24 protein-coding genes are annotated in these 23,504 nt (G+C 71.7%); 15 read left to right on the plus strand and 9 right to left on the minus strand.

All coding sequences use genetic code 11. The features are described from left to right. Nucleotides 1–6 precede the first annotated feature (6 nt). Entirely contained in the window at nt 7–342 is a 336-nt protein-coding gene (locus ACZ6B8_RS36450) for a DUF2516 family protein (protein ID WP_358712350.1), read from the plus strand. A gap of 100 nt (nt 343–442) precedes the next feature. On the opposite strand, the gene ACZ6B8_RS36455 is transcribed toward ACZ6B8_RS36450, so the two are convergent. The 3 genes from ACZ6B8_RS36455 to ACZ6B8_RS36465 form a co-directional block, all read right to left on the minus strand. Beyond that, on the minus strand, nt 443–1,852 hold the full coding sequence (locus ACZ6B8_RS36455) for a PP2C family protein-serine/threonine phosphatase (RefSeq protein ID WP_471610019.1): 1,410 nt from the start codon (nt 1,850–1,852) through the stop codon (nt 443–445). Between the two features lie 344 nt (nt 1,853–2,196). Then, complete coding sequence (locus tag ACZ6B8_RS36460; protein WP_471610020.1) at nt 2,197–3,276, minus strand: C40 family peptidase; 1,080 nt, start codon at nt 3,274–3,276, stop codon at nt 2,197–2,199. A gap of 339 nt (nt 3,277–3,615) precedes the next feature. Beyond that, entirely contained in the window at nt 3,616–4,425 is an 810-nt protein-coding gene (locus ACZ6B8_RS36465) for a class I SAM-dependent methyltransferase (RefSeq protein ID WP_471610021.1), read from the minus strand. Between the two features lie 168 nt (nt 4,426–4,593). Between ACZ6B8_RS36465 and mshA the strand changes: the two genes are divergently transcribed. Then, nucleotides 4,594–5,949 carry a D-inositol-3-phosphate glycosyltransferase gene (mshA, locus tag ACZ6B8_RS36470; protein ID WP_471088149.1) on the plus strand — a complete coding sequence of 452 codons (1,356 nt, stop codon included), beginning with the start codon at nt 4,594–4,596 and terminating at the stop codon, nt 5,947–5,949. Then, the gene (locus ACZ6B8_RS36475; RefSeq protein ID WP_471088147.1) at nt 5,942–6,478 is read left to right on the plus strand and encodes a type III secretion system chaperone family protein; all 537 of its coding nucleotides are present in this window, start codon (nt 5,942–5,944) and stop codon (nt 6,476–6,478) included. Before mshA ends, ACZ6B8_RS36475 begins: the two co-directional genes overlap by 8 nt. Here ACZ6B8_RS36475 and ACZ6B8_RS36480 read toward each other — a convergent pair. Then, nucleotides 6,449–7,816, minus strand: a complete 1,368-nt coding sequence (locus ACZ6B8_RS36480; protein WP_471088145.1) for an MDR family MFS transporter — start codon at nt 7,814–7,816, stop codon at nt 6,449–6,451. The two genes, ACZ6B8_RS36475 and ACZ6B8_RS36480, sit on opposite strands and share 30 nt — an antisense overlap. Nucleotides 7,817–8,008: 192 nt before the next feature. Here ACZ6B8_RS36480 and ACZ6B8_RS36485 point away from each other — a divergent pair, with 192 nt between their 5' ends. Next, entirely contained in the window at nt 8,009–8,770 is a 762-nt protein-coding gene (locus tag ACZ6B8_RS36485) for a phosphoglyceromutase (protein ID WP_471088143.1), read from the plus strand. A 98-nt stretch (nt 8,771–8,868) separates the two neighbouring features. Here the strand turns inward: ACZ6B8_RS36485 and ACZ6B8_RS36490 are convergent, their stop codons facing one another. Next, nucleotides 8,869–9,306 (minus strand): ATP-binding protein, encoded by a 438-nt coding sequence (locus tag ACZ6B8_RS36490; RefSeq protein WP_471610022.1) that lies wholly within the window; start codon nt 9,304–9,306, stop codon nt 8,869–8,871. 185 nt (nt 9,307–9,491) lie between these two features. Here ACZ6B8_RS36490 and ACZ6B8_RS36495 point away from each other — a divergent pair, with 185 nt between their 5' ends. After that, nucleotides 9,492–10,250 (plus strand): GntR family transcriptional regulator, encoded by a 759-nt coding sequence (locus ACZ6B8_RS36495; RefSeq protein ID WP_471610023.1) that lies wholly within the window; start codon nt 9,492–9,494, stop codon nt 10,248–10,250. 104 nt (nt 10,251–10,354) lie between these two features. On the opposite strand, the gene ACZ6B8_RS36500 is transcribed toward ACZ6B8_RS36495, so the two are convergent. After that, nucleotides 10,355–10,570: a hypothetical protein gene (locus ACZ6B8_RS36500; protein WP_471610024.1), complete on the minus strand. Its 216-nt coding sequence runs from the start codon at nt 10,568–10,570 to the stop codon at nt 10,355–10,357. 278 nt (nt 10,571–10,848) lie between these two features. Here ACZ6B8_RS36500 and ACZ6B8_RS36505 point away from each other — a divergent pair, with 278 nt between their 5' ends. Continuing rightward, complete coding sequence (locus tag ACZ6B8_RS36505) at nt 10,849–11,007, plus strand: hypothetical protein (RefSeq protein ID WP_471088109.1); 159 nt, start codon at nt 10,849–10,851, stop codon at nt 11,005–11,007. A 100-nt stretch (nt 11,008–11,107) separates the two neighbouring features. Here the strand turns inward: ACZ6B8_RS36505 and phoU are convergent, their stop codons facing one another. Then, the gene (gene phoU, locus ACZ6B8_RS36510) at nt 11,108–11,833 is read right to left on the minus strand and encodes a phosphate signaling complex protein PhoU (RefSeq protein ID WP_471088107.1); all 726 of its coding nucleotides are present in this window, start codon (nt 11,831–11,833) and stop codon (nt 11,108–11,110) included. A gap of 305 nt (nt 11,834–12,138) precedes the next feature. On the opposite strand from phoU, the gene phoR reads away from it, so the two are divergent. Both phoR and phoP read left to right on the plus strand, forming a co-directional pair. Continuing rightward, nucleotides 12,139–13,458, plus strand: coding sequence for a two-component system sensor histidine kinase PhoR (phoR, locus tag ACZ6B8_RS36515; RefSeq protein ID WP_471088105.1), 1,320 nt, complete (start codon nt 12,139–12,141; stop codon nt 13,456–13,458). Next, a complete protein-coding gene (phoP, locus tag ACZ6B8_RS36520; protein ID WP_362372203.1) occupies nt 13,455–14,135 on the plus strand; it encodes a two-component system response regulator PhoP in 681 nt (226 codons plus the stop codon). Before phoR ends, phoP begins: the two co-directional genes overlap by 4 nt. Before the next feature lie 100 nt (nt 14,136–14,235). On the opposite strand, the gene ACZ6B8_RS36525 is transcribed toward phoP, so the two are convergent. Further along, entirely contained in the window at nt 14,236–14,985 is a 750-nt protein-coding gene (locus tag ACZ6B8_RS36525; RefSeq protein ID WP_471088103.1) for a copper chaperone PCu(A)C domain-containing protein, read from the minus strand. An 811-nt stretch (nt 14,986–15,796) separates the two neighbouring features. Between ACZ6B8_RS36525 and ACZ6B8_RS36530 the strand changes: the two genes are divergently transcribed. The 7 genes from ACZ6B8_RS36530 (at nt 15,797) to ACZ6B8_RS36560 (ending at nt 22,587) form a co-directional block, all read left to right on the plus strand. Next, nucleotides 15,797–16,279 carry a CarD family transcriptional regulator gene (locus ACZ6B8_RS36530; RefSeq protein WP_003953493.1) on the plus strand — a complete coding sequence of 161 codons (483 nt, stop codon included), beginning with the start codon at nt 15,797–15,799 and terminating at the stop codon, nt 16,277–16,279. Nucleotides 16,280–16,558: 279 nt separating this feature from the next. Next, nucleotides 16,559–17,290: a 2-C-methyl-D-erythritol 4-phosphate cytidylyltransferase gene (gene ispD / locus ACZ6B8_RS36535; protein WP_471088101.1), complete on the plus strand. Its 732-nt coding sequence runs from the start codon at nt 16,559–16,561 to the stop codon at nt 17,288–17,290. Further along, nucleotides 17,280–17,801, plus strand: coding sequence for a 2-C-methyl-D-erythritol 2,4-cyclodiphosphate synthase (gene ispF / locus ACZ6B8_RS36540; RefSeq protein ID WP_471610025.1), 522 nt, complete (start codon nt 17,280–17,282; stop codon nt 17,799–17,801). Before ispD ends, ispF begins: the two co-directional genes overlap by 11 nt. Before the next feature lie 74 nt (nt 17,802–17,875). Beyond that, entirely contained in the window at nt 17,876–18,280 is a 405-nt protein-coding gene (locus ACZ6B8_RS36545; RefSeq protein ID WP_471088097.1) for a PPOX class F420-dependent oxidoreductase, read from the plus strand. 101 nt (nt 18,281–18,381) lie between these two features. Then, nucleotides 18,382–19,785 carry a cysteine--tRNA ligase gene (cysS, locus tag ACZ6B8_RS36550; RefSeq protein ID WP_471088095.1) on the plus strand — a complete coding sequence of 468 codons (1,404 nt, stop codon included), beginning with the start codon at nt 18,382–18,384 and terminating at the stop codon, nt 19,783–19,785. Between the two features lie 109 nt (nt 19,786–19,894). Next, on the plus strand, nt 19,895–20,845 hold the full coding sequence (rlmB, locus tag ACZ6B8_RS36555; RefSeq protein WP_471088093.1) for a 23S rRNA (guanosine(2251)-2'-O)-methyltransferase RlmB: 951 nt from the start codon (nt 19,895–19,897) through the stop codon (nt 20,843–20,845). A gap of 95 nt (nt 20,846–20,940) precedes the next feature. Continuing rightward, entirely contained in the window at nt 20,941–22,587 is a 1,647-nt protein-coding gene (locus ACZ6B8_RS36560) for a DoxX family membrane protein (protein WP_471610026.1), read from the plus strand. 105 nt (nt 22,588–22,692) lie between these two features. Here ACZ6B8_RS36560 and ACZ6B8_RS36565 read toward each other — a convergent pair whose 3' ends face one another. Beyond that, the gene (locus ACZ6B8_RS36565; protein WP_471088089.1) at nt 22,693–23,415 is read right to left on the minus strand and encodes a nucleotidyltransferase family protein; all 723 of its coding nucleotides are present in this window, start codon (nt 23,413–23,415) and stop codon (nt 22,693–22,695) included. Between the last annotated feature and the right edge of the window lie 89 nt (nt 23,416–23,504).

Genomic DNA, 23,504 nt, shown 5'->3' on the forward strand with positions numbered 1-23,504 from the left:
GTGCTGATGCAAGGGTTCGCGAACTTCATGTGGCTGCTGTCGCTGGCCCTGATCGTCTTCAGCGGATTCGCGCTCATCGACGCCGCCGTCCGGCGCGAGGACGCCTACCGCGCGGCGGACAAGAAGACCAAGCCGTTCTGGCTGATCATTCTCGGCCTCGCCTTCGTGGTGAACCTGATCTTCCCGATCCTGTCGTTCCTGCCGATCATCGGGCTCGTCGCCACCATCGTGTACATGGTGGACGTGCGTCCCGCGATCCAGCAGATCACCGGCGGCCGGGGCGGGCGCCGCGGCGGCTCCAGCAGCGACGGTCCGTACGGGCCGTACAACGGCGGTCGCTGACCCCGCACCGGGGACGGGTGACGACACCCGATGGCCGTGTGGGCCGTGCGGTCGTGACCCCGTGCGGTCGTGACCCCGTGCGGTCAGCCCGCCGGGTGGCTCACCGGCCGCCCGGCGTCCGGTCCAGGAGCAGGACCGCCACGTCGTCCGTCAGATCCCCGCCGTTGAGATCGCGCACCTCGTTCACGGCGGCTTCGAGCAGTTCGTCGCCCTGCAGCCCGGCGGCGATCTGGCGGCGGACCATCTCCACCATGCCTTCCTGCCCCAGCCGCTGATTGCCCCGGCCGATCCGGCCCTCGATCAGGCCGTCGGTGTAGAGCATCAGGCTCCATGTGCCGCCGAGCTCCACCTGGCGGCGCGGCCAGCGGGCGCGCGGCAGCAGTCCGAGCGCCGGGCCGCCGTCCTCGTACGGAAGCAGCTCGGCGAGCCGGCCCTCGCGGGCGATCAGCGGCGACGGGTGCCCGGCGAGGCAGAGCCCGGCCCGGCGGCCGTCGGGGGCTATGTCGACCGTGCAGAGCGTCGCGAAGATCTCCTCGTCCGCGCGCTCGTGTTCCAGGACCTTCTGAAGTGTGGAGAGCAGTTCGTCGCCGCACAGGCCCGCGAAGGTCAGCGCGCGCCAGGCGATCCGCAGCTCCACGCCGAGCGCGGCCTCGTCGGGGCCGTGCCCGCAGACGTCGCCGATCATGACGTGCACGGAACCGTCGGGCGTGCGCACCGTGTCGTAGAAGTCGCCGCCGAGCAGCGCGCGGGAGCGGCCGGGCCGGTACCGCGCGGCGAAGCGCAGCGGTGAGCCGTCCAGGAGCGGCGTGGGCAGCAGGCCACGCTCCAGGCGGGCGTTCTCCTGTGCCCGCAGCCGGGACTCGGACAGCTGGCGCTGGGCGACGTCGGCACGCTTGCGCTCCACCGCGTACCGGATGGCGCGGCTCAGCAGCCGGCCGTCCAGCTCCTCCCGGAAGAGGTAGTCCTGGGCGCCGACGCGCACGGCCTCGGCGCCGGCCTCGGAGTCGTCGTTCGCGGTGAGGGCGAGGACGGCGTGCCTCGGCGCGAGGCGCAGTACGTGCTTGAGGGCGGTGAGCTCGTCCTCGTCCGCCTCCGCGGCGCCCGGACCGGCCAGGGCCAGGTCGAGCAGGATGCAGTGCACGTCATCCGTGAGCAGCCGCTCGGCCTCGGTGAGGTTGCGGGCGGTGCGGATGCGGATGGGCTTGCCGGCGGAGTCCAGGAGCGCGGGGAGGCTCAGCGAGCCCGCGGGGTCGTCCTCAATCACGAGCAGGGTGAGCGCCCCGGAGTTGCCGCCGGTGCCAGTGCCGGTGCCAGTGCTGGTGCCGGTACCAGTGCCGGTGGTGCTGTCGCCGTAGCTGTTCTTTTGGGTGTGGCCGTTGTCGGTGGTTCCGGTGGTGCGGGTGGTGCTGGCGGATTCGGTGGTGGCCGCCGTGTCGTACGGGGGCGCCGCATGAGCCTGACCGCCTTCCGCGGCCGGGATCGCTCTCTGCCGCGGTATGGGTACGGGCATCGCTTGGTCCTTCCCTCCCCCCGAGGGCGTGGTGCCGCGCAGGTCGACGCAGCACCGACGGGGACCATAGCGGTAGCCGCGCCTCCATTGGAATGCCGCGCGGCAAACGGCCACCGTCATATGCCGCATCCAGGAACGCAATTGGGCACGGCAGGTCCCTGCGGGGGATGACGAACATCACGCCGTGCGGGTTGAGCGGACCGCCGCGGCGTGCACTGGGTCACACCGGGGTGCGGGGTGCGGGGGTGCTTGACCCTGTATGCCGGTCCGCGTGTCCACCGCGTATGCCGGTCCGCGTGCCCACCGCGTGCCCACTGCCCACCGCGTGCCCGCCGCGGTGCCCCCTACTTGTCCGGCCGTACGACCCCGAGGATCTGCATCGACCCCGCCCCCGTGATCGTCACGTCCCGGCCCGGCCGCGGCGCGTGCACGATCGCGCCGTCGCCCAGGTACATCCCGACGTGGCTGGCGTCCGAGTGGTAGATGATCAGGTCGCCGGGGCGCATGTTCTTCACGTCGACGTGCGGCAGCTGCTTCCACTGCTCCTGCGAGGTCCGCGGAATGCCGCGGCCCGCCGCCGACCAGGCCTTCGAGGTGAGCCCCGAGCAGTCGTACGACCCCGGGCCCTCGGCTCCCCACACGTACGGCTTGCCGATCTGGGCGGTGGCGAACGCGATCGCCTTCCTGCCCTGGGCCGACGCCTTGCCGTCGATGTCCTTCAGGACACCTGAACTCACCCACGCCGACTGCTTCTTGAGGGCGGCGGCCTCCTCCATCTTGCGCAGCCGCTCCCGCTCCTTCTTCTCCAGCGTCGACTCGAGCTTCTCGGCGGCGGCGATCTTCTTCTTGATCCGCTTCTTCGAGGCCGCCTTCGCCTTGCGGTTGGCCTCCAGCTTCTTCCAGCGGGCGGTGGCGTCCTTGGCGTAGATCCGCAGGTCCTCCTGCGTGCGCTCCAACTCGGTGAGCATGCCCTTGGCCGCCTTCTGGCCCTGCCGCATGCGCCCCGCGCCGTCGAGGAACTGGCCCGGGTCGTCGCTCAGCATCAGCCGGGCCTCGTCCGGCAGACCGCCGCCTCGGTACTGGGCGCGGGCCGCCGCGCCCGCGCGGGCCTGCAGCCTCTTGAGCTTCGCCTGGCCCTCGGCGATGTCCTTGGCCAGCTTCACGATCTGCTCGGACTGCTTGTCGGCCTTCTCCTCGGCGGCGTTGTACGCGTCCGTGGCCACGCCCGCGTCGTGGTAGAGGTCGTCGATGTCCTTGCGGACCTGCTCCAGCGACTTGTCCGATCTGGGGGCCGGGGCCGGGGCCGGGTCCGTGGGTCGTGGAGAAGGAGCCGGGCTCGCGTACGCCGCTCCTGGTGCGGTCACCACCACAGCCGCGCAGATCAGCGCCACAGTCGCCGCCGCCGAGTATCGCTTGCCGGTCACGTCCTGCCACCCCCAAAGCTGATTTACCGTCAGTAACTTACGGTCGCCAACGGGATGGTGCCACGCCGACGCCCGATCCGACAGAGCCCGGCGGCAACTCCGATCCCCCCACTCGCCCCATGTGACGTGCGGCACGTGGAGATCGTTCCCCGTCGGCTCCCCACACCGGACCATCTCCGGGTGACCTCCGGGTGGCCCCGGAGTGACCTCGGGGTTCACCCCGACGGAGGCAGCCGGGGTTCATCCCGACGGGGCAGCCGGGGGTTCATCTCGCCGGAGGTGTGCGGCACTCACTCCGCCCGAGCGTCCGGGACTCACTCCGCCCGAGAGGTCCACGACTCACCCCGCCCGAGGCGCCAACGCCCCCCACCGCACCGTCACTTCCCCCTGCCGCCACCGCGAAGCCCCGTCGAGCACCGGCCAGTCGGCGGTCAGGTCGCGGACCGCCCTGATCCACCGCTGCCGGGCGCCGTACGACGTGTACGGCGCCGCCGCCGCCCAGGCCCGGTCGAAGTCCCGCAGGAACGCGTGCACCGGCTCGCCCGGCACGTTCCGGTGGATCAGCGCCTTCGGCAGCCGCTCGGCGAGGTCGGAGGGCCGCTCCAGGGAGCCGAGCCGCGCCGCGAACGTCACCGTGCGCGGCCCCTCGGGCCCGAGCGCCACCCACACGTGCCGCCGTCCGATCTCGTCGCAGGTGCCCTCGACGAGCAGGCCGCCGGGGGAGAGGTGGGCGCACAGCCGCCGCCAGACGTCGGCGACCTGCTCCTCGTCGTACTGCCGCAGGACGTTCGCGGCCCGGATCAGGACGGGACCCGCGCCGGGCGGGCCCGGCAGCGGCACCTCGAAGCCGCCGTGCCGGAAGGTCAGGCCCTCGCGTTCGTAGGGCGCGGCCGCCGCGACCCGCGCCGGATCGATCTCGATGCCGACCACGCGCGCGTGCGGCGCGACGGAGCGCAGCCGCAGCAGCAGCTCGACGGCGGTCCAGGGGGAGGCGCCGTAGCCGAGGTCGACGGCGACGGGGTCGGGGGAACGGCGCAGCGCGGGGCCATGGACTGCGGCGATCCAGCGGTCCATGCGGCGCAGCCGGTTCGGGTTCGTGGTCCCGCGCGTCACCGTTCCCACGGGGCGGGAAGGGGTGCGTGGGGCCATGGGAGAAGGGTATGCGGGGACGACCGGTTGAGAGCTCCACGTAATGCTTTGGCAAAATAGGGCGCGCGGTGAGCGGGGTGGAAATGGAGCGGCGACGTCCGGTGTTCTCCCTCCGGAGGACCGTACGCCCTCCGCGTTGTCATGCCCGTACGCAAGGAGGACCGCCACGTGAGCCAGTACGTGTCCAGGCTCGGGCGTCGCTCCCCGGCGGCACCCTCCCGGCTCCGCATCCCCGGCTCCCCCCGGCGCCCGCGCCGCGTGGCCATGCTCAGCGTCCACACCTCGCCGCTGCACCAGCCCGGCACCGGGGACGCGGGCGGCATGAACGTCTACATCGTCGAGCTCGCCAAGCGTCTCGCCGCGATCAACATCGAGGTCGAGATCTTCACGCGCGCCACCACCGGCGGGCTGCCGTCCGCGGTGGAGCTCGCGCCCGGCGTCCTGGTGCGGCACGTGGACGCGGGCCCCTACGAAGGGCTCGCCAAGGAAGAGCTGCCGGCCCAGCTGTGCGCCTTCACCCACGGCGTGATGCAGGCCTGGGCGGGCCACCGCCCCGGCTACTACGACCTGGTCCACTCCCACTACTGGCTCTCCGGCCACGTCGGCTGGCTCGCCGCCGAGCGCTGGGGCGTCCCCCTCGTCCACGCCATGCACACCATGGCGAAGGTCAAGAACGCGGCGCTCGCCGAGGGCGACACACCTGAGCCCGCCGCCCGCGTCATCGGCGAGACGCAGATCGTGCGGGCCGCCGACCGGCTCATCGCCAACACCTCCGAAGAGGCCGACGAGCTCGTACGCCACTACGAGGCCGAGCCCGGCAAGGTCGCCGTCGTCCACCCCGGCGTGAACCTCGAACGTTTCCGGCCCGCCGACGGCCGCGCCGCCGCCCGGCACCGGCTCGGGCTGCCGCAGAACGCCCTCGTGCCGCTCTTCGCGGGCCGCATCCAGCCCCTGAAGGCCCCCGACCTGCTGCTCCGCGCGGTCGCCGTCCTCCTGGACGAGCGTCCCGCGCTGCGTTCGAACATCGTCGTCCCCATAGTCGGCGGCCCGAGCGGCAGCGGCCTGGCGAAGCCCGAGGGGCTGCAGAAGCTGGCGGCGAAGCTGGGCATCGCGGACGTGGTCCGCTTCCAGCCGCCGGTCGGCCAGGAGCAGCTGGCCGACTGGTTCCGCGCGGCGTCGGTCCTGGTGATGCCGTCCTACAGCGAGTCCTTCGGGCTCGTCGCGATAGAGGCGCAGGCGGCGGGCACGCCGGTCCTCGCGGCATCGGTGGGCGGTCTGCCGGTCGCCGTGCGCGACGCGGAGACCGGCTTCCTCATCCAGGGCCACGAACCCGCCCACTACGCGCGCGTGCTGCGCGATTTCGCCGACCACCCGCATCTCGTCGACCGCATGGGCGAGGCCGCCGCGCGGCACGCGGAGTCCTTCGGCTGGGACACGGCGGCGTCGGCCACGGCGGACGTCTATACGGCGGCCATGCACGACTTCCGGGCGTCGCAGCGTCACGTACGCTCGCACCATGGCTGAGCAGGCAGACACTCCTCCGGACACCGCGACGGTCATCGAACGGACCCTGGACGACGCGGAGCTCGAGTGGGAGAGCACCGGGCCCGGCTCGTACGTGGTGAAGCTGCCCGGCACGCGAAAGCTCTCCACCACGCTCTCGCTGCGCGTCGGCAACCACTCGCTCTCCCTGAACGCGTTCGTGATCCGGCACCCCGACGAGAACCACGAGGCGGTGCACCGCTGGCTCCTGGAGCGGAACCTCCGCCTGTACGGGGTCGGTTACGCGATCGACTCGCTCGGCGACATCTACCTCGCCGGCAAGCTGCCGCTCGCCGCGGTCACGCCCGCGGAACTGGACCGGCTCCTCGGGTCGGTCCTCTCCGCGTCGGACGACTCCTTCAACACACTGCTGGAGCTGGGGTTCGCGTCGGCGATCCGCAAGGAGTACGAGTGGCGGGTCGCCCGCGGTGAGTCGACGCGGAACCTGGACGCGTTCGCCCACCTGACGCGACCTCAGGCCTCAGGGCCGCGCGGGGGCGGACGGGGCTGAGGCGATGGCCTCCGCGGTGATGGACGGGGCGGAGGCGATGGCCTCCGCGGCGACCGCGGGGGCCGGAACGACAGCCTCCGCAGGAGCGGGCGTCTCCGGTACGCGCACCGGCTCCTCCTTGCGAACGAGTTCCTCCTGCACGCGCACCGGCTCCTCCGGAAGCGCCCGCATCAACCCCCAGTACCCCAGCGCCGCCACCGTCCCGAGCACCGCGCACGTCCCCCACAGCCACTCCGCGCCGAACCGGTCGATCGTGAAGCCCGACATCAGCGGGGCGACGAGCGCCGCCACGGACCAGGACATCGTGTACATGCCCTGGTAGCGGCCGCGACCGTGCGTGGGGGAGAGGCGTACGACCAGGCCCGTCTGGGTCGGCGCGTTGACGATCTCGGCGAGCGTCCACACGCACACTGTCATCGCGAAGGCGCCGACCGATCCGGCGAACGCGGTGAGCCCGAAGCCGTACCCGGCGAGGACCGAGGAGATCACCAACAGCCGTCGTGGGTCCCGGTGTTCGATGAACCGGGTGACGGGGATCTGCAGGGCAACGATCAGCACGCCGTTCACGGCGATCGCGATGCCGTAGTCGGAGGGGGCGAAGCCCGCCTCACCCATGGCGACCGGCAGCCCGACGGACCCCTGCTGGAAGATCAGCGCCACCAGGAAGGAGAGCCCGACGACCCCCATGAACCGCCCGTCCTTGAGGACCGTCCCCATGCCGACCGCCGGCTCCGCGGCCTTCTCCAGCGCCGTGCGCACGGGCCGGGACTCCGGCAGCTTCGCGAAGACGACGATCGCGCACGCCATGGTCATGGCGGCCTCGATCAGGAACCCGGCGCGGTAGCTGTACGAGGCGATGAACCCGGCGCCCGCCGACGAGACCGCGAAGCCGAGGTTGATGGCCCAGTAGTTGAGCGAGAACGCCCTGACCCGGTCCTCGGGCCGCACGATGTCGGCCATCATCGCCTGCACGGCGGGGCGCGAGGCGTTGCTGGCCATGCCCACCAGGAGGGCGACGCCCGCGATGGCGACCGGATGCTCCATGAAGCCGAGCACCGCCACGGACACGGCCGTCGAGGCCTGCGCGATCAGCAGCGTGGGCCGCCGCCCGAGCCGGTCCGTCATCACGCCGGCGCCGAGCGAGGAGATGACGCCGCCGAGCCCGTGCAGCGCGGCCACGAGCCCCGCGTACGAGGCGGAGTAGCCCCGCTCCAGGGTCAGGTACAGCGCCATGAAGGTGGCGACGAAGGCGCCGAGCCGGTTGATCAGGGTGCTGGTCCACAGCCACCAGAAGGCCCGGGGGAGCCCCGAGACGCTCTCGGTGACGGCGCGTCTCATGCGTCCTGTGGCGGCGTACGGCATGGAGGTCCCCCCGAAGGTGCAAGCGGCTGATGTGTAAGTGGCGAAGACGGCATGCACACGTTACGAGTCCCGCACCCGGGACCGCCACACAATTGACGAACGCCGTCAACTGTCCGCTCCCGCGCCCGCGCGCGCGAGGCCCCCCGGGGTTCGATTACGCTCAGAGGCATGGCCGACGCACCGTACAAGCTGATCCTCCTCCGCCACGGCGAGAGCGAATGGAACGCGAAGAACCTGTTCACCGGCTGGGTGGACGTCAACCTCAACGAGAAGGGCGAGAAGGAGGCGGTCCGCGGCGGTGAGCTGCTGAAGGACGCCGGCCTGCTCCCCGACGTGGTCCACACGTCGCTCCAGAAGCGCGCGATCCGCACGGCCCAGCTCGCCCTGGAGTCGGCTGACCGCCACTGGATCCCGGTCCACCGCAGCTGGCGCCTGAACGAGCGCCACTACGGCGCGCTGCAGGGCAAGGACAAGGCCCAGACCCTCGCCGAGTTCGGCGAGGAGCAGTTCATGCTGTGGCGCCGCTCGTACGACACCCCGCCGCCGCCGCTGGACCGCGACGCCGAGTACTCCCAGTTCGAGGACCCGCGCTACGCGACGCTCCCGCCCGAGCTGCGCCCGCAGACGGAGTGCCTGAAGGACGTCGTCGTCCGCATGCTCCCGTACTGGTTCGACGGCATCGTCCCGGACCTGCTGACCGGCAAGACGGTCCTGGTCGCCGCGCACGGCAACAGCCTCCGCGCCCTGGTCAAGCACCTGGACGGCATCTCCGACGCCGACATCGCGGGCCTGAACATCCCGACCGGCATCCCGCTCTCGTACGAGCTGGACACCGACTTCAAGCCCCTCACCCCGGGCGGCACCTACCTCGACCCGGAGGCCGCGAAGGCGGCGATCGAGGCGGTCAAGAACCAGGGCAAGAAGAAGTAAGCCCGCACAAGTAGCCCCCGGTCCACGCTTCGCTCGTGGGCCGAGGACCGTGTGGCGCGCGTCGGCCTGTGGGCATCTGCCCGCAGGCCGTTGCGCGTTCAGGACGGCCAGGCGTCGGCCATCCGGAAGCAGACCACGGTCCCGCCGAAGCGGCTGGGCCCGGCGTGCCAGGAGCCGGCGACGGAGTCGACGAGGAGCAGCCCGCGCCCGTGCGCGTCGTCGGCGTCGGGGCGTCTGAGCCGCACGGCGTCCGGCAGCCCCGGATTGTGCACCTCGACCCGGAGGGCGCCACCGTCGCGGAACCACTCCACCCGGACGACCCAGGGCGCGGTCGACCTGCCGTGGACGACGGCATTGGTCACGAGCTCCGAGATCATCAGGACGCAGTCGTCGACGGAGCAGGCGGGTTCGTACGGAGTGATCAGCTTCCGGAACCGGCGCCGGGCCCGGGGCACGGATTCCGCTACGGGCCGCAAGGTCATCGAACCGAGGCGCGGCGACTCCTCACAGGGATGGCGGCAGATCGTATAGGGCATCGGCGTTCCGCACCTCTCGCTCCCGAGTCACTCCCGAACCCGAGTCACTCCCGAGGCCGTCGGGCCTCTCTATACATCTCACTCTGGCCATCATCTCTAGAGATGTCAACCGAACGCCGGAAGGCACGACCGCCGCCAACCCGTGGCCTAAGGTGTCTAGAGAAGAGAGGGAGGAGACCTGCGGGATGGTCCACACCGAAGACGGCCCTCGGCCCAAGTACCAGCGGATCGCGGACGGCCTGCGCGAGGCGGTCCAGGCGGGTCGGTACGGTCCGGGTGACCGCCTGCCGGGGGAGAACGACCTCATGGCCGCACACGGCGTGGCCCGCATGACGGCCCGCCAGGCTCTGGGGGTCCTCAAGGACGAGGGCATCGCCGAAGCCCGCAAGGGAGCGGGCGTGTTCGTCCGCAGCTTCCGCCCGCTCAGGCGCCGAGCCGTCCAGCGGCTGGCCCGACAGCAGTGGGGCAGCGGCCGTTCGGTCTGGGCGGTGGACATCGAGGACCGTTCCCTCGAGGTCGATGAGATCGCCGTGTCCGAGGAGAGTGCACCCGAACACGTCGGTTCCGTCCTGGACTTGGCGGACGAACAGCCGGTGTGCGTGCGGCGCCGCCGTTTCGTGCTGGACGACAAAGCCGTCCTGCTCGCGACCAGCTACCTGCCCATGTCCCTGGTCGCCGGATCCGCGATCACCCGGCAGGACACGGGAGACGGCGGAACCTACGCCAGGCTCGCCGAACTCGGCCACGCACCGGCGCACTTCCGCGAAGAGATCCGCTCACGCATGCCCACGAAGGACGAGGCGGCGAGCTTGAGCATGCCGGCGGGCACCCCGGTCATCCTCATCTGCCGCACGGCGTTCACGACCGAGAGGCGCCCCGTCGAGTTCAACGAAATGACGCTGGACGCCGCCTCGTACGTTCTGGAATACGACTTCGACGCCTGACGTCACCCATGGGCACCGGCCCTCCATGGGCGCCGGCCAGCCATAGGCACGGGCCGTCCATAGGCACGGGCCATCCAGAGGAGGCCTTCCGCTCCCCGACCGCCTCAAGGGCTGCCCGAATCCGTGATCCCCTGGGCCAGGTTGCGGACCATCTCGAGGATCCACTGGCCGAAGCCCGTGGGGGCGATCAGTACGCCGAAGACCAGCACGATGGCCACCGTCAGCTGTTCGTCGTTGCGGCTGCGGGCCTGCGTTTTCCTGCGCAGGCGCAGGACGATGACGACAGCCAGCAGAACCGCCACGTTGATCGTCAGAACCACGGCCAGGCCCCCTCGGAAGAGAACGTCCCGGCTTTCCTGTGTAGCCCGAAAGCGGCCCTCCTGGGTCCGCCGTCACCCGTACTTGGCAGCAAACCGCTCTTCCGCGACCGAATCGGCACGTGCGGCACGTGTATGCCACCGCCACCTCCCGAGGGCGGCCCCGGGAGGCGCTCGTACGGCGGGAACGGCGCACGCGCGCGTGCGCCGTTGATGCGCCCGCCCCCGTGGGCATGCAATGGGCAACAGGCAGTACGTCGTACGCCCTTGAGGAGGAGACCATGCCCGAGTCCCCCATGCGCGAACCCGTCCCCGAGCAGCCGGTCGACACGCCGGGGTTGCCCGCCCTCGTACTCCTGGGCGCCTGCGGCTGCGGCTCGGGATGCGGCTGCGGCTGCCAGTCCGGCGGACCCTGCCAGTGCGGCGGCGGTTGCGGCTGACGCACGGACCCGAGGGGCCCCGCGCGCCCCGCACCGCCGTGCCCGTGCCCCGCGCGACACCTGACGTCGTCGTGCGGGGCCACCCGCGCGTGGGAGAGGGTTACGCGCCCTCCACCGGAGCCGGACCTGTCGTCGTCGCCCCAGCGGCACCCGTCGCGCCCGTCGCACCCGCCGCCTGGATCTCGTCCGCGTGCTCGCCCGTGACCAGGTACACGACCCGCTTCGCGACCGACACCGCGTGGTCCGCGAAGCGCTCGTAGTAGCGGCCGAGGAGCGTCACGTCGACGGCCGTCTCGATGCCGTGCTTCCAGCGGTCGTCCATCAGGTGCTGGAAGAGCGTGCGGTGCAGCTGGTCCATCTCGTCGTCGTCCTGCTCCAGCTGGAGCGCCAGGTCGACGTCCTTGGTGATGATGACCTCCGCCGCCTTTGCCATCAGGCGCTGCGCGAGCTGGCCCATCTCCAGGATCGTGGCGTGCAGGTCGCGCGGCACCGCCGACTCCGGGAAGCGCAGCCGCGCCAGCTTCGCGACGTGCTGGGCGAGGTCGCCCGAGCGCTCCAGGTCGGCGCTCATGCGCAGGGACGTGACGACGATGCGCAGATCGGTGGCGACCGGCTGCTGCCGCGCCAGCAGGGCTATCGCGCGCGCCTCAAGGTCGTGCTGGAGATCGTCGACCTTCTGGTCGGCGGCGATCACGCTCTCGGCCATCTTCAGATCGGCGTCGAGCATGGCCGTCGTGGCGCGCCCGATCGCGGACCCGACCAGGCGGGCCATCTCGACCAGGCTGTCGCCGATCGAGTCAAGTTCCTCGTGGTACGCGTCCCGCATGTGGCTGTCCCTCTCTCGTACGTCCAGGGGGCCGGCCCCTACCGCTCCGATACGTCGCAAGGGGCTGGCCCCTACGCTCCCACGGTGCGGGCCGCACGCGTCCGTTTCCGGCACCCCACATGAATCACCACCGTCGTCGAGGTGAACTGTGGGCGACGTACCGATCCGGCCCCGCGCGGGCCCGCCGCCGCCCGGCCGGGAGAAGTGAACCGGCGCCGTCCCCTCGGTGAACTCTGGGCGACGAGTGTTCGAGTCGGCACCCGTTTGGCTGTGGGCGGCACCGAACCGGCGCATAACCTGGAGACATGGACGTGAACGCGGCGGTCGCCGCAGCGGCAGCGATCGCCGGGGTGTGCACCGGCGTCATCGCCATGCTGGCGTTCCGATGGAGCGAACGCGACCAGAAACGCCCCACCCGGACCTCCCTGCACACCGACCCCGTACTGCCGCCCGGCGTGGACACGGTGCTCTCCGTGCTGCGCTCCTCCGCGGTCGTCCTCGACGAGGCCGACAGCGTGGTCAAGGCCAGCTCGGCGGCGTACGCGCTCGGACTCGTACGCGGCGGGAAGCTCGCCGTCGAGCCGATGCTGCAGATGGCCCGCGACACCCGCCGCGACGGGGAGATACGCCAGGTCGAGCTGGACCTGCCCCGGCGCGGCACCGGACGCGGCGAGGCCCTCGCGGTCTCCGCCCGGGTGGCGCCGCTCGGATCGCGCCTTGTGCTGCTCCTGGTCGAGGACCTCACCGAGGCCCGCCGCATCGAGGCGGTACGGCGCGACTTCGTCGCGAACGTGAGCCACGAGCTGAAGACCCCGGTCGGCGCCCTGAGCCTGCTCTCCGAGGCCGTCATGGACGCCTCGGACGACCCGGAGGCCGTCGAGCGCTTCGCGGGCCGCATGCAGATCGAGGCGACCCGCCTGACCAGCCTCGTCCAGGAGCTCATCGACCTCTCCCGGGTGCAGAACGACGACCCCCTGGAGGACGCCGAGCCCGTCCCGGTCGACGAGCTGGTGGCGGAGGCGATCGACCGCAGCCGGCACCAGGCCTCCCACAAGCAGATCACCATGGCCTCCGGAGGCACCGCCGACCTGCAGATCTGGGGCAACCGCGGCCAGCTCGCCGCCGCCCTCGGCAACCTCGTGGAGAACGCCGTTAACTACAGCCCGGCCCGCACCCGCGTGGGCATATCCGCCCGCCGGGTCGCCGCACCCGGCGGCGGAGGCGCCCTCCAGGCCTTCGGCTCCGGGGAGTTCATCGAGGTCGCCGTCACCGACCAGGGCATCGGCATCTCCGACAAGGACAAGGAGCGCATCTTCGAGCGCTTCTACCGCGTCGACCCGGCCCGCTCCCGGGCCACCGGCGGCACCGGCCTCGGCCTCGCCATCGTCAAGCACGTGGCCGCCTCGCACGGCGGGGAGGTCACCGTGTGGAGCTCCGAGGGACAGGGCTCCACCTTCACCCTGCGGCTGCCCGAGGCGGCCGCGCACCGCGACCGCGGAGCCGGCCGTGGCGGCGGAAACGGCGGCGGACTCGACGAGGAGACCGCCACCCCGCCCGACGGGGGCACGGCAACCGCCGCGACCACCACGTACGAACCCATTCCTGCCCCGGAGGTCCTTCCGTGACCCGAGTGCTCGTCGTCGAGGACGAGGAATCCTTCAGCGACGCCCTGTCCTACATGCTCCGCAAGGAGGGCTTCGAAGTCGCCATCGCGGCGACCGGCCCGGACGGACTCGACGAATTCGAGCGCAACGGCGCCGACCTCGTCCTGCTCGACCTGATGCTGCCCGGCCTGCCCGGCACCGAGGTCTGCCGCCAGCTGCGCAGCCGCTCCAACGTCCCGGTGATCATGGTGACCGCCAAGGACAGCGAGATCGACAAGGTGGTCGGCCTGGAGATAGGAGCCGACGACTACGTCACCAAGCCCTTCTCCTCGCGGGAGCTGGTCGCCCGCATCCGCGCGGTCCTGCGCCGCCGCGGGGAGCCCGAGGAGGTCACCCCGCAGGCCCTGGAGGCCGGCCCGGTCCGCATGGACGTGGACCGCCACGTGGTCACGGTCTCCGGCTCCAAGATCGACCTGCCGCTGAAGGAGTTCGACCTCCTGGAGATGCTGCTGCGCAACGCGGGCCGCGTCCTGACCCGCATGCAGCTCATCGACCGCGTCTGGGGCGCCGACTACGTGGGCGACACCAAGACCCTCGACGTCCACGTCAAGCGCCTGCGCGCCAAGATCGAGCCGGACCCGGGCGCGCCGCGCTACCTGGTGACGGTGCGCGGCCTCGGCTACAAGTTCGAGCCGTAAAGAGCGGACACCGACGCGAAGAAGGGCGGGACCCCGGTGGGGTCCCGCCCTTCGTGCCGCGCGTATCGCGTATACGGCGATCAGTGCTCGGCCACGGCGGTCAGTGCTCGGCGCCGGTCCCGGCGTCCGCACCGTGCTCGCCCGCGTCCGAGGCCTCGCCGGAGGCGTTGCCGGACGGCTTGCCGGAGGCCGTACCCGAGGGGTCCGTGCCGCCGCCACCGGGCTTGCCGGACTCACCGGGCTTGCCCGACTCGCTCGGCTCGCCCGACTCACCGGGCTTCGCCGACTCCGACGCCTTGCCGTTCGGCGCCTGCGGCACCTGGCTCGGGCCCCACTTGGTGAAGTAGCTGTCGGCGGGGACGACGAACGCCTCCATCTTCACGCTGCCGGTGCTGCTGAAGTCGAAGGTGACCCGCTGCGCGTTGCCGTCCTTGACCTCCTCGCCGGCGCCCGAGATGAGCGCGGAGGCGTTGTCCTTGCCGCCGATGACGAGGGAGCCGCCGGCCGGGATGGTCAGCGGGCCGTTCGGCTTGGAGGCCTTGTCGTCCTTGCCCCGGGCGAGCTTGGCCTTCTTGTCGGCGCCCTCGACCGAGATGGCGTTCAGGGTCTGGGGCTTGTCGCCGGCGTTGAAGATCGTCGCGGAGACCGCGGCAGGGCCCTGGGCCTCCTTGTCCGGCTGGGTGATGACCAGGGCGTTCTGGATCTTGATGTCGCCGACGGAGATCGCGGCGTTGTCCGGCTTGACCTCCATCGTCTGAGCGTTGTTGCCGGCTGCGCACGCGGAGAGCGAGGCAAGCGAGAACGCGATGGCGGTGGCGGCGAGGGCGCCGCGTCGAAGGCTGCGGCTCACGGCGGCGGCAACTCCTTGAACGTGGGCGGTACAGGACGGGCGGGCGGCCGTAAAGCCGTCCTAAGGGTGTGTCAGCGCGCTTAGGTTACCGAGCCGTTCCCGTGCCACCGCACCCGACCCGCCCCTTAGGGCCTGTCCGGCGGGTCTTGTCGCGGGCGCGGGGTCTGGCACGCCGATCTGCGGCGTTGTCGTCGGTTGCCAACGCTCCGCGTTGCCGCCCTCCTCCGCCTTGCATCTCGACGCACCAGACCCCGCTCACCGGCACCGAGACGTGCAGGCCGGCCGGATGCGACCTGACCCGCCGGACAGGCCCTAACGCGCCCGGCCGCCCTCCGGACGCCACACGCCCCGCCGGACGGCCCGCACCCCGCCCGTCCCCATGCCCCCTCGGCCGTCTTTCGGATATGTGCCGTCAAGGACTCGGGGTGCCCGCCCTGCGGATTTCCGGTAAGGAATGCATGGGGGCACGGAGAATTGATCACCCGGTGCCTTGATCAATTCAGGAATCGCTCCGGACGGCGCACAGCACACCTCTTCCGCCTCCGAACGGAGTATCGAAAGTTCACCGCTTGGAACCGCGCAAACCGGGACGTTCGGCCGCCCGGAGCGCTCTTGAGGGGCGCGTATCGGGCGCGTTTCCGGGTCCCCGGAGAGCCGCTCCGACCTGCGAATACCCCGTTCCGGCAGCCCTCCGCAGCACGTTCCTGTTGCTGTTGTCAAGCCCCGAGATATGCCCTGACCTGCGAAAACGCCATTCAGAAGAGGCGGTTCTCGTGTTAGGATGGATAGCCACGGAAGGGGTACCTGTCACATGACGTTCAAGGTTGGCGACACCGTGGTCTATCCCCATCACGGGGCCGCGCTGATCGAGGCTATCGAAACTCGCCAGATCAAAGGCGTGGACAAGACCTACTTGGTGCTGAAGGTCGCCCAGGGCGACCTGACGGTGCGTGTGCCAGCGGACAATGCGGAGTTCGTCGGTGTGCGTGATGTGGTCGGGCAGGACGGCCTCGACCGGGTCTTCGAAGTACTGCGCGCGCCGTACGCCGAAGAGCCCACGAACTGGTCGCGTCGCTACAAGGCAAATCTCGAGAAGCTCGCCTCCGGCGATGTCATCAAGGTCGCGGAAGTCGTGCGTGACCTGTGGCGTCGTGAGCGGGAGCGGGGACTGTCGGCCGGCGAGAAGCGCATGCTCGCCAAGGCCCGCCAGATCCTGGTGAGCGAGCTCGCCCTCGCGGAGAACACGAACGAGGACAAGGCCGAGGCCCTGCTGGACGAGGTCCTCGCGTCCTGACGCGGACGGTCCGGGGCAGCCGCCTCGGAAGTTCCGCGCTGAATTGGCGCAGCAATGCCGCGGTGCCCGCTGACCCTGATGGTGTCGCCGGGCGCTGCGGCATGTTCGTACCCGCATGTCCGTATTGGGTGATGGCGACCCCGAAGGGGCCGTGTTCGGCGTGCCGGGCCCGGGAAGCTCGCTCGACCGGATGTCACGGAAGGGTCCGGTCGAGGCGTCCCACCCGACACGGTGTGGCCATACCCACGTCGGTCGAGCACACAAACCTGAACGGAACCGATGTCTAGCGAATCCCGTACCGCGGTGGTCATTCCCGCGGCTGGGCGGGGCGTGCGCCTCGGCCCTGGCGCCCCCAAAGCACTGCGCGCGCTGAACGGCACCCCGATGCTCATCCACGCGGTGCGCGCGATGGCGGAGTCCCGCGCCGTCTCCCTCGTCGTCGTGGTGGCACCGCCCGACGGCGCCCCCGAGGTCAAGACCCTCCTCGACGACCACGCGCTGCCCGAGCGGACCGACTTCCTCGTCGTCCCCGGCGGCGAGAGCCGTCAGGAGTCCGTGCGGGCCGGTCTGGACGCGCTGCCGCCCGGCTTCGACGTCGTCCTCGTGCACGACGCCGCCCGCCCCCTCGTGCCGGTCGACACGGTCGACGGCGTCATCGAGGCGGTCCGCGACGGGGCGCCCGCCGTGGTTCCCGCGCTGCCGCTCGCCGACACCGTCAAGCAGGTCGAGCCGGCCGCGGCGCCGGGCGGGCCCGAACCCGTGGTGGCGACGCCCGAGCGGGCCCGGCTGCGCGCCGTGCAGACCCCGCAGGGCTTCGACCGGGCCACGCTGGAGCGCGCCCACGCGAGCGTCACCGGCCAGGTCACCGACGACGCCGGCATGGTCGAGCAGCTGGGCCTGCCCGTCGTGTGCGTGCCGGGCCACGAGGAGGCCTTCAAGGTGACCCGCCCCCTCGACCTCGTCCTCGCCGAGGCCGTCCTCGCCCGCAGGAGGGCCAACGATGGCTTCTGAGCCCCCCCAGCCCCAGCCGCAGCCCCAGGTGCTGCTGCCCCAGGTCGGCATCGGCACCGACATCCACGCCTTCGAAGAGGGCCGCGAGCTGTGGTGCGCGGGCCTGAAGTGGGAGGGCGAGGGCCCCGGCCTCGCCGGGCACTCCGACGCCGACGTCGTCGCGCACGCCGCGTGCAACGCGCTGTTCTCCGCGGCGGGCCTCGGCGACCTCGGCGCGCACTTCGGCACCGGCCGCCCCGAGTGGTCGGGTGCCTCCGGTCTGACGCTGCTCACCGAGGCCGCCCGGATCGTCCGGGGCGCCGGTTTCACCGTCGGCAACGTCGCCGTCCAGGTCATCGGCCCCCGCCCGAAGATCGGCAGGCGCAGGGAGGAGGCGCAGAAGGTGCTCTCCGAAGCGGCCGGCGCCCCCGTGACGGTCTCCGGGGCCACCACCGACGGCCTCGGCTTCCCGGGCCGCGGCGACGGCCTCGCGGCGGTCGCCACCGCGTTGGTGGTACGCACGTCGCACTGAGGCGCCGATGGGGTACTCGTACGCCTTGTAGAGGTGAACACCCACCCGACCGCCCTCACGAAGGAGTGAGATCCATGTCCGCCGCACTGTCCGACGACCTCAAGGCGCTGCTCGACACCCCCGTCTTCATCAACGTCGCCACCATCCAGCCCGACGGGAGCCCGCAGGTGTCACCGGTGTGGGTGAAGCGGGACGGGGACGAGGTGTTGTTCTCGACGACGATCGACCGGCGCAAGGAGAAGAACCTGCGGCGTGATCCGCGGGTGACCGTGCTGGTCCAGCCGTTCGACGCCCCCTACACCTATGCGGAGATCCGCGGCACGGCCACGATGACGACCGAGGGCGGTCAGGAGCTCATCGACGAGCTGTCGGTGAAGTACACCGGCAAGAAGTACGCGGAGTTCAACCCGTCCTCGAAGGACGACACCCAGCGGGTGGTCGTCCGCGTCTCGGCGCGCAAGGTCGTCGGCAGCATCTGAGGACGGCGTGCGCGGCCCCGCGCGGCGCGTGACGTCACAGTTCGGTGCCCTGTGGCCCAAGGGGGCGCAGGGCACTGCCCCGCGACCACTACCCTGGTGTGGTGACGATTCGCCTGTACGACACCAGCGCCCGGCAGATCCGTGACTTCAGCCCCCTCAACGACGGCTGTGTCTCGATCTACCTCTGTGGTGCCACGGTGCAGGCCGCCCCGCACATCGGGCACATCCGGTCCGGCCTGAACTTCGACATCATGCGCCGCTGGTTCGCCTACCGCGGGTACGACGTCACGTTCATCAGGAACGTGACCGACATCGACGACAAGATCATCAAGAAGTCGGCCGAGCAGGACCGCCCCTGGTGGTCCATCGGGTACGCGAACGAGCGCGCCTTCAACAGCGGATACGACGCGCTCGGCTGCCTCCCGCCCACCTACGAACCCCGCGCCACCGGCCACATCACCGAGATGATCGAGATGATGCGCGGCCTCATCGAGCGCGGCCACGCCTACGAGGCGGACGGCAACGTCTACTTCGACGTGCGGTCCTTCCCGGGCTACCTGGAGCTGTCCAACCAGGACCTCGACGACCTGCGCCAGCCGTCCGGCGAGGGCGAGACCGGCAAGCGCGACCCCCGTGACTTCGCCATGTGGAAGGCCGCCAAGGAGGGGGAGCCCAGCTGGGAGACCCCGTGGGGCCGCGGCCGCCCCGGCTGGCACCTGGAGTGCTCGGCGATGGCCCACAAGTACCTGGGCCGCGAGTTCGACATCCACGGCGGCGGGATCGACCTGATCTTCCCGCACCACGAGAACGAGATCGCCCAGGCCAAGGGCTTCGGCGACGTCTTCGCGCGGTACTGGGTGCACAACGCCTGGGTGACCATGAGCGGCGAGAAGATGTCGAAGTCCCTCGGGAACTCCGTCCTCGTCAGCGAGATGGTCAAGAAGTGGCGCCCCATCGTCCTGCGCTACTACCTGGGCACCCCGCACTACCGCTCGATGATCGAGTACAGCCCGGAGGCCCTGCAGGAGGCCGAGTCCGCGTTCGCCCGCATCGAGGGCTTCGTGCAGCGCGTGGTCGAGATGGCCGGCGGCGTCGTCGAGCCCGCCGCCCAGGTGCCGCCCGCCTTCGCCGAGGCCATGGACGACGACATGGGCGTCCCGCAGGCGCTCGCCATCGTCCACACCACCGTGCGGCAGGGGAACTCCGCCCTCGCCGCCGACGACAAGGAAGCCGCCGTCGCCCGCCTCGCCGAGGTGCGCGCCATGCTCGGCGTCCTCGGCCTCGACCCGCTCGACCCGCACTGGGCCGGCGCGGCGAGCGACCGCGGCGAGGATCTGAACGGCGTCGTCGACGCCCTGGTCCGCCTGGTCCTCGACCAGCGCGAGGCCGCCCGCGGCCGCAAGGACTGGGCCACCGCCGACGCCATCCGCGACCAGCTGGGACAGTCCGGTCTCGTCATCGAGGACAGCCCGAGCGGGCCCCGCTGGACGCTCGGTCCGCGCTGAGAGACCGGCGCTGATGTGCCGCCCGGCCTTCCGGGCGGCACACTTCATAGACGTACACCTCTGCGCGTACGCACGTACGCGCACACGCAACACGACAGACAGGTAGGTCATGGCCGCTAACAACCGCCGCATGTCCGGCAAGAAGGGCGCGCAGGTCGGCAGCGGCGGCAATCGGCGCCGCGGCCTCGAGGGCAAGGGCCCGACGCCGCCCGCCGAGGCACGCAAGGGGCATGTGAAGAACCGCATCGCCAACGCCAAGGCCAAGAAGGCCGCGGGCGGCCGCCGTCCCGCCACGCTCAAGGGGCGCGGCGGCAAGGGCACCTCCGAGATGGTCGTCGGCCGCAACCCGGTCTTCGAGGCGCTGCGCGACGGCGTGCCCGCCTCCACGCTCTACGTCCAGCAGTTCATCGACAACGACGAGCGGGTCCGCGAGGCGCTCCAGCTCGCGGCCGAGCGCGGCGGCATCCACCTCATGGAGGCCCCGCGCCCCGAGCTGGACCGCATGACGAACGGCCTCAACCACCAGGGCCTCGTCCTGCAGGTCCCGCCGTACGAGTACGCGCACGCCGAGGACCTCGCCGCCGCCGCGTACGACGCCGGTGAGGACCCGCTGATCGTCGCCCTCGACGGCGTGACCGACCCGCGCAACCTCGGCGCCGTCGTCCGCTCCGTCTCCGCCTTCGGCGGGCACGGCGTCCTCGTCCCCGAGCGGCGCGCCGCCGGCATGACGGCCGGCGCCTGGAAGACGTCCGCGGGCACCGCCGCCCGCACCCCGGTCGCGCGCTGCACCAACCTGACGCGCGCCCTGGAGGCGTACAAGAAGGCGGGCGTCGCCGTCGTCGGCCTGGCCGCCGACGGTGAGCACGAGGTCGGTGACCTCCAGGCGCTCAGCGGCCCGGTCGTCATCGTCGTCGGCAGCGAGGGCAAGGGCCTGTCCCGGCTCGTCGGCGAGACGTGCGACTTCCGGGTGCGGATCCCGATGCCCGGCGGCGCCGAGTCGCTGAACGCCGGTGTCGCCGCCGGTGTCGTGCTCTACGAGGCCTCGCGCCGCCGCGCCTGATCCGTCCCGATGTCCGGGCCGCGGTGATCTCTTGACGCGGCCCGGACATTTCCCCATGGTCAAGGCAGTGTCCTAAACACACATCACTCGGTTAGATGAGTGTGGACACCAGAACACCCCGCACTCCCACGGGGGGAAGCTCGTCAGGTTTCGACGATGCTCCCGCGCTGAGCATGGTGAAGGTGCCGAGCGACCCGGCGCAGGTCATCGTCAATCACGCGAGTTTCCGCGTGCAGCTTCCCGCCGCTGGGCGCACTCAATCCCCGCGTATCTCACGGCACTTGGGCACCCCCGACGAGACGGTGCGGATCCCCGCCGTCGGGGCGGCCGCCAGGCGTCGCGCGCCCGTCGTCTGGAGCGGGAAGTCCGATCCGGACGACACCGGCGCGATCAGACTGCTGCAGGCCGTCCGAGGCAGCAGCGTGCGCCGTTCGGCCGAGGAGGCCGGGCCCTTCGAAGAGGCCGGCGCCACGCAGGTCATCCCGCGCATCGACCTCGACGACGGCCCCGAGACCGCCGAGACGCCCGCCGTCATCGGACCGCGCGCCCCCGAATCCGGGACCCGGCTGCTGCCCCAGATGCGGCCGTCGGGCAGCGACTACGACGAACGGTTCGCCCAGGAGCGCGAGGACGCCGACGCGTACGGGTACGGACACGACGACGCGGACGGCGGCGCGGAACGGGGCCGCCGGCACGGCGCGGACCCGGTCCGGCACGCCTACTACCCCGGCCGCCGCATGAACCTCGGCGTCGTCCTGCTCCCGCTGCGCGTCTTCCTCGGCTTCATCTCCATCTACGCCGGCATGGGCAAGCTCTGCGACCCCGTCTACTTCGACGGCGGCCGGCGCGGCTCCATGGTCAAGTGGCTCACCTCGCTGCACCCCTGGGCGCTCGCCGAGCCACTGCGCGACTTCGCCCTCCAGCACCCGGTGGGCGCCGGCCTCTCCATCGCCTTCCTCCAGGTCGTCGTCGGCGTCCTGACGGTCCTCGGGCTCTGGCAGCGCGTCGCCGCCTCGATCGGCGTGCTGCTGTCGGCGGCGCTCATCGTCACGGTGAGCTGGAAGACCGTCCCCGCCTACGACGCGCCGGACATCATCTACCTCGCCGCCTGGTCGCCGCTGATCATCGCGGGTGCCCCCGTCTACTCCGTGGACGGACGCCTCGCGGGCGAGGCCTGGCGCACGCTCGGGCCGCGCGTCGACATCTGGGACCTGCGGCGGCGCGTGCTGCGCCGCGGTGCCCTGGTCGGGGCGGTCGTGGTCGGCCTCACGCTGCTCATCGGCTCGATGCTGGGCGGCGCCGTGCGGGACGCGGACCGCGTCACCGCGCCGGGACCCGGTGAGGCCCCGCGCAACGAACTGCCCGGCTCCCCGCTCCCCGGTGACCCCGCGAAGAAGCGGCAGCACCGTCAGGCGCAGAGCCCCACGGCCTCGACGGGCGCCCCCACGCAGGGCAGTTCGGCGAGCCCCACGCAGGGTGGCGCGGCGACGCCGGGGGCGGCCCGCTCCCGCGACACGGCCACGGTCGGCTCCACGCAGCCCAGCCAGACCCGGGGCAGCGGCACGTCGGGCCAGGCCCCGCCGCAGCAGTCGGCGCCGCAGCAGCCGTCGGCCACGACCGCGGGCCCGTCGACGACCGGAGGTTCCGGCACCACGGGCGGTACGGGCGGCGGCGCCGGCACGTCGGGCGGCACCGGGGGCGACGAGCCCGGCGGCCTGCTGGGCGGCGTCCTCGGGCGCTGACCCGGCCCCACCGCTCCCGCCGCACGGACGGGGCCCCGCACACCAGGTGTGCGGGGCCCCGTCGGCGTACCCGGAGGAAGAGTCGCGTGCGATGAGGATGAGCCCTCAACGGGCCTGTGCGGAGAGCTCCTTGGCGGCCTCGGTGAGGTCCTTGGCGGTGTCGATCGCGCGCCAGTAGGCGCCCTGCGGCAGCGGGAAGCCGGCCAGCCGCTTCGCCCGGGCGAGGCGGGGGAACGTGGTGCGCTCGTGGTCGCCGAGGTCCGGCAGGAGTTCGGTGAACGCGGCGGAGAAGACGTACACGCCCGCGTTGATGAGGTACGGGGACGGCGGGGCCTCGATGAAGTCCGTGATGTGGCCGAACGCGTCCGTCTCGACGGCGCCCCACGGGATACGGGGGCGGGCCAGGGCGAGGGTCGCGGTGGCGTCGCGCTCACCGTGGAAGGCCGCCATGTCGCGCAGCGAGAAGCGGGTCCAGATGTCGCCGTTCGTCGCGTACCAGGGCTGGTCCGCGTGCGGCAGGTGGCGGGCGGCGTACTTGAGGCCGCCGCCGCGGCCGAGGGGCTCCTTCTCGACGACCGTCGTGACGTTCAGCGGAAGGTCGGCGGAGTCCAGCCACTCCTGGAGGACCTCGGCGAGATGGCCGCAGGAGACGACGGCGTCCGTGACGCCCTCGGCGGCCAGCCAGGCAAGCTGATGGCCGATGATCGGGGTCCCCGTGCCGGGGATCTCGACCATCGGCTTGGGTCGGTCGTCGGTGTACGGGCGGAGGCGGGAGCCTTGGCCTCCGGCGAGGATCACGGCTTGCCGGGGCGGCGGGTCAGCAGTCATGCACTGCACGATAAGCGGACGCAGTGCGGCTGTGCCCCGGGCCCCGGCGCGGAGTCGTGTACGGGCGCGTGCGCGGGCTTGTGCGGGGG

This window comes from Streptomyces sp. NPDC041122 (genome assembly GCF_055592445.1).

Excerpts from the sequence above, each read along its gene's own strand:
- ACZ6B8_RS36450 (WP_358712350.1), top strand. The coding sequence starts at position 7 with ATGCAAGGGTTCGCGAACTTCATGTGGCTGCTGTCGCTGGCCCTGATC.
- ACZ6B8_RS36455 (WP_471610019.1), bottom strand. The coding sequence starts at position 1,852 with ATGCCCGTACCCATACCGCGGCAGAGAGCGATCCCGGCCGCGGAAGGC.
- ACZ6B8_RS36465 (WP_471610021.1), bottom strand. The coding sequence starts at position 4,425 with ATGGCCCCACGCACCCCTTCCCGCCCCGTGGGAACGGTGACGCGCGGG.
- ACZ6B8_RS36475 (WP_471088147.1), top strand. The coding sequence starts at position 5,942 with ATGGCTGAGCAGGCAGACACTCCTCCGGACACCGCGACGGTCATCGAA.
- ACZ6B8_RS36480 (WP_471088145.1), bottom strand. The coding sequence starts at position 7,816 with ATGAGACGCGCCGTCACCGAGAGCGTCTCGGGGCTCCCCCGGGCCTTC.
- ACZ6B8_RS36485 (WP_471088143.1), top strand. The coding sequence starts at position 8,009 with ATGGCCGACGCACCGTACAAGCTGATCCTCCTCCGCCACGGCGAGAGC.
- ACZ6B8_RS36490 (WP_471610022.1), bottom strand. The coding sequence starts at position 9,306 with ATGCCCTATACGATCTGCCGCCATCCCTGTGAGGAGTCGCCGCGCCTC.
- ACZ6B8_RS36495 (WP_471610023.1), top strand. The coding sequence starts at position 9,492 with ATGGTCCACACCGAAGACGGCCCTCGGCCCAAGTACCAGCGGATCGCG.
- ACZ6B8_RS36505 (WP_471088109.1), top strand. The coding sequence starts at position 10,849 with ATGCCCGAGTCCCCCATGCGCGAACCCGTCCCCGAGCAGCCGGTCGAC.
- phoU (WP_471088107.1), bottom strand. The coding sequence starts at position 11,833 with ATGCGGGACGCGTACCACGAGGAACTTGACTCGATCGGCGACAGCCTG.
- phoR (WP_471088105.1), top strand. The coding sequence starts at position 12,139 with ATGGACGTGAACGCGGCGGTCGCCGCAGCGGCAGCGATCGCCGGGGTG.
- ACZ6B8_RS36530 (WP_003953493.1), top strand. The coding sequence starts at position 15,797 with ATGACGTTCAAGGTTGGCGACACCGTGGTCTATCCCCATCACGGGGCC.
- ispD (WP_471088101.1), top strand. The coding sequence starts at position 16,559 with ATGTCTAGCGAATCCCGTACCGCGGTGGTCATTCCCGCGGCTGGGCGG.
- ispF (WP_471610025.1), top strand. The coding sequence starts at position 17,280 with ATGGCTTCTGAGCCCCCCCAGCCCCAGCCGCAGCCCCAGGTGCTGCTG.
- ACZ6B8_RS36545 (WP_471088097.1), top strand. The coding sequence starts at position 17,876 with ATGTCCGCCGCACTGTCCGACGACCTCAAGGCGCTGCTCGACACCCCC.
- rlmB (WP_471088093.1), top strand. The coding sequence starts at position 19,895 with ATGGCCGCTAACAACCGCCGCATGTCCGGCAAGAAGGGCGCGCAGGTC.
- ACZ6B8_RS36560 (WP_471610026.1), top strand. The coding sequence starts at position 20,941 with ATGAGTGTGGACACCAGAACACCCCGCACTCCCACGGGGGGAAGCTCG.
- ACZ6B8_RS36565 (WP_471088089.1), bottom strand. The coding sequence starts at position 23,415 with ATGACTGCTGACCCGCCGCCCCGGCAAGCCGTGATCCTCGCCGGAGGC.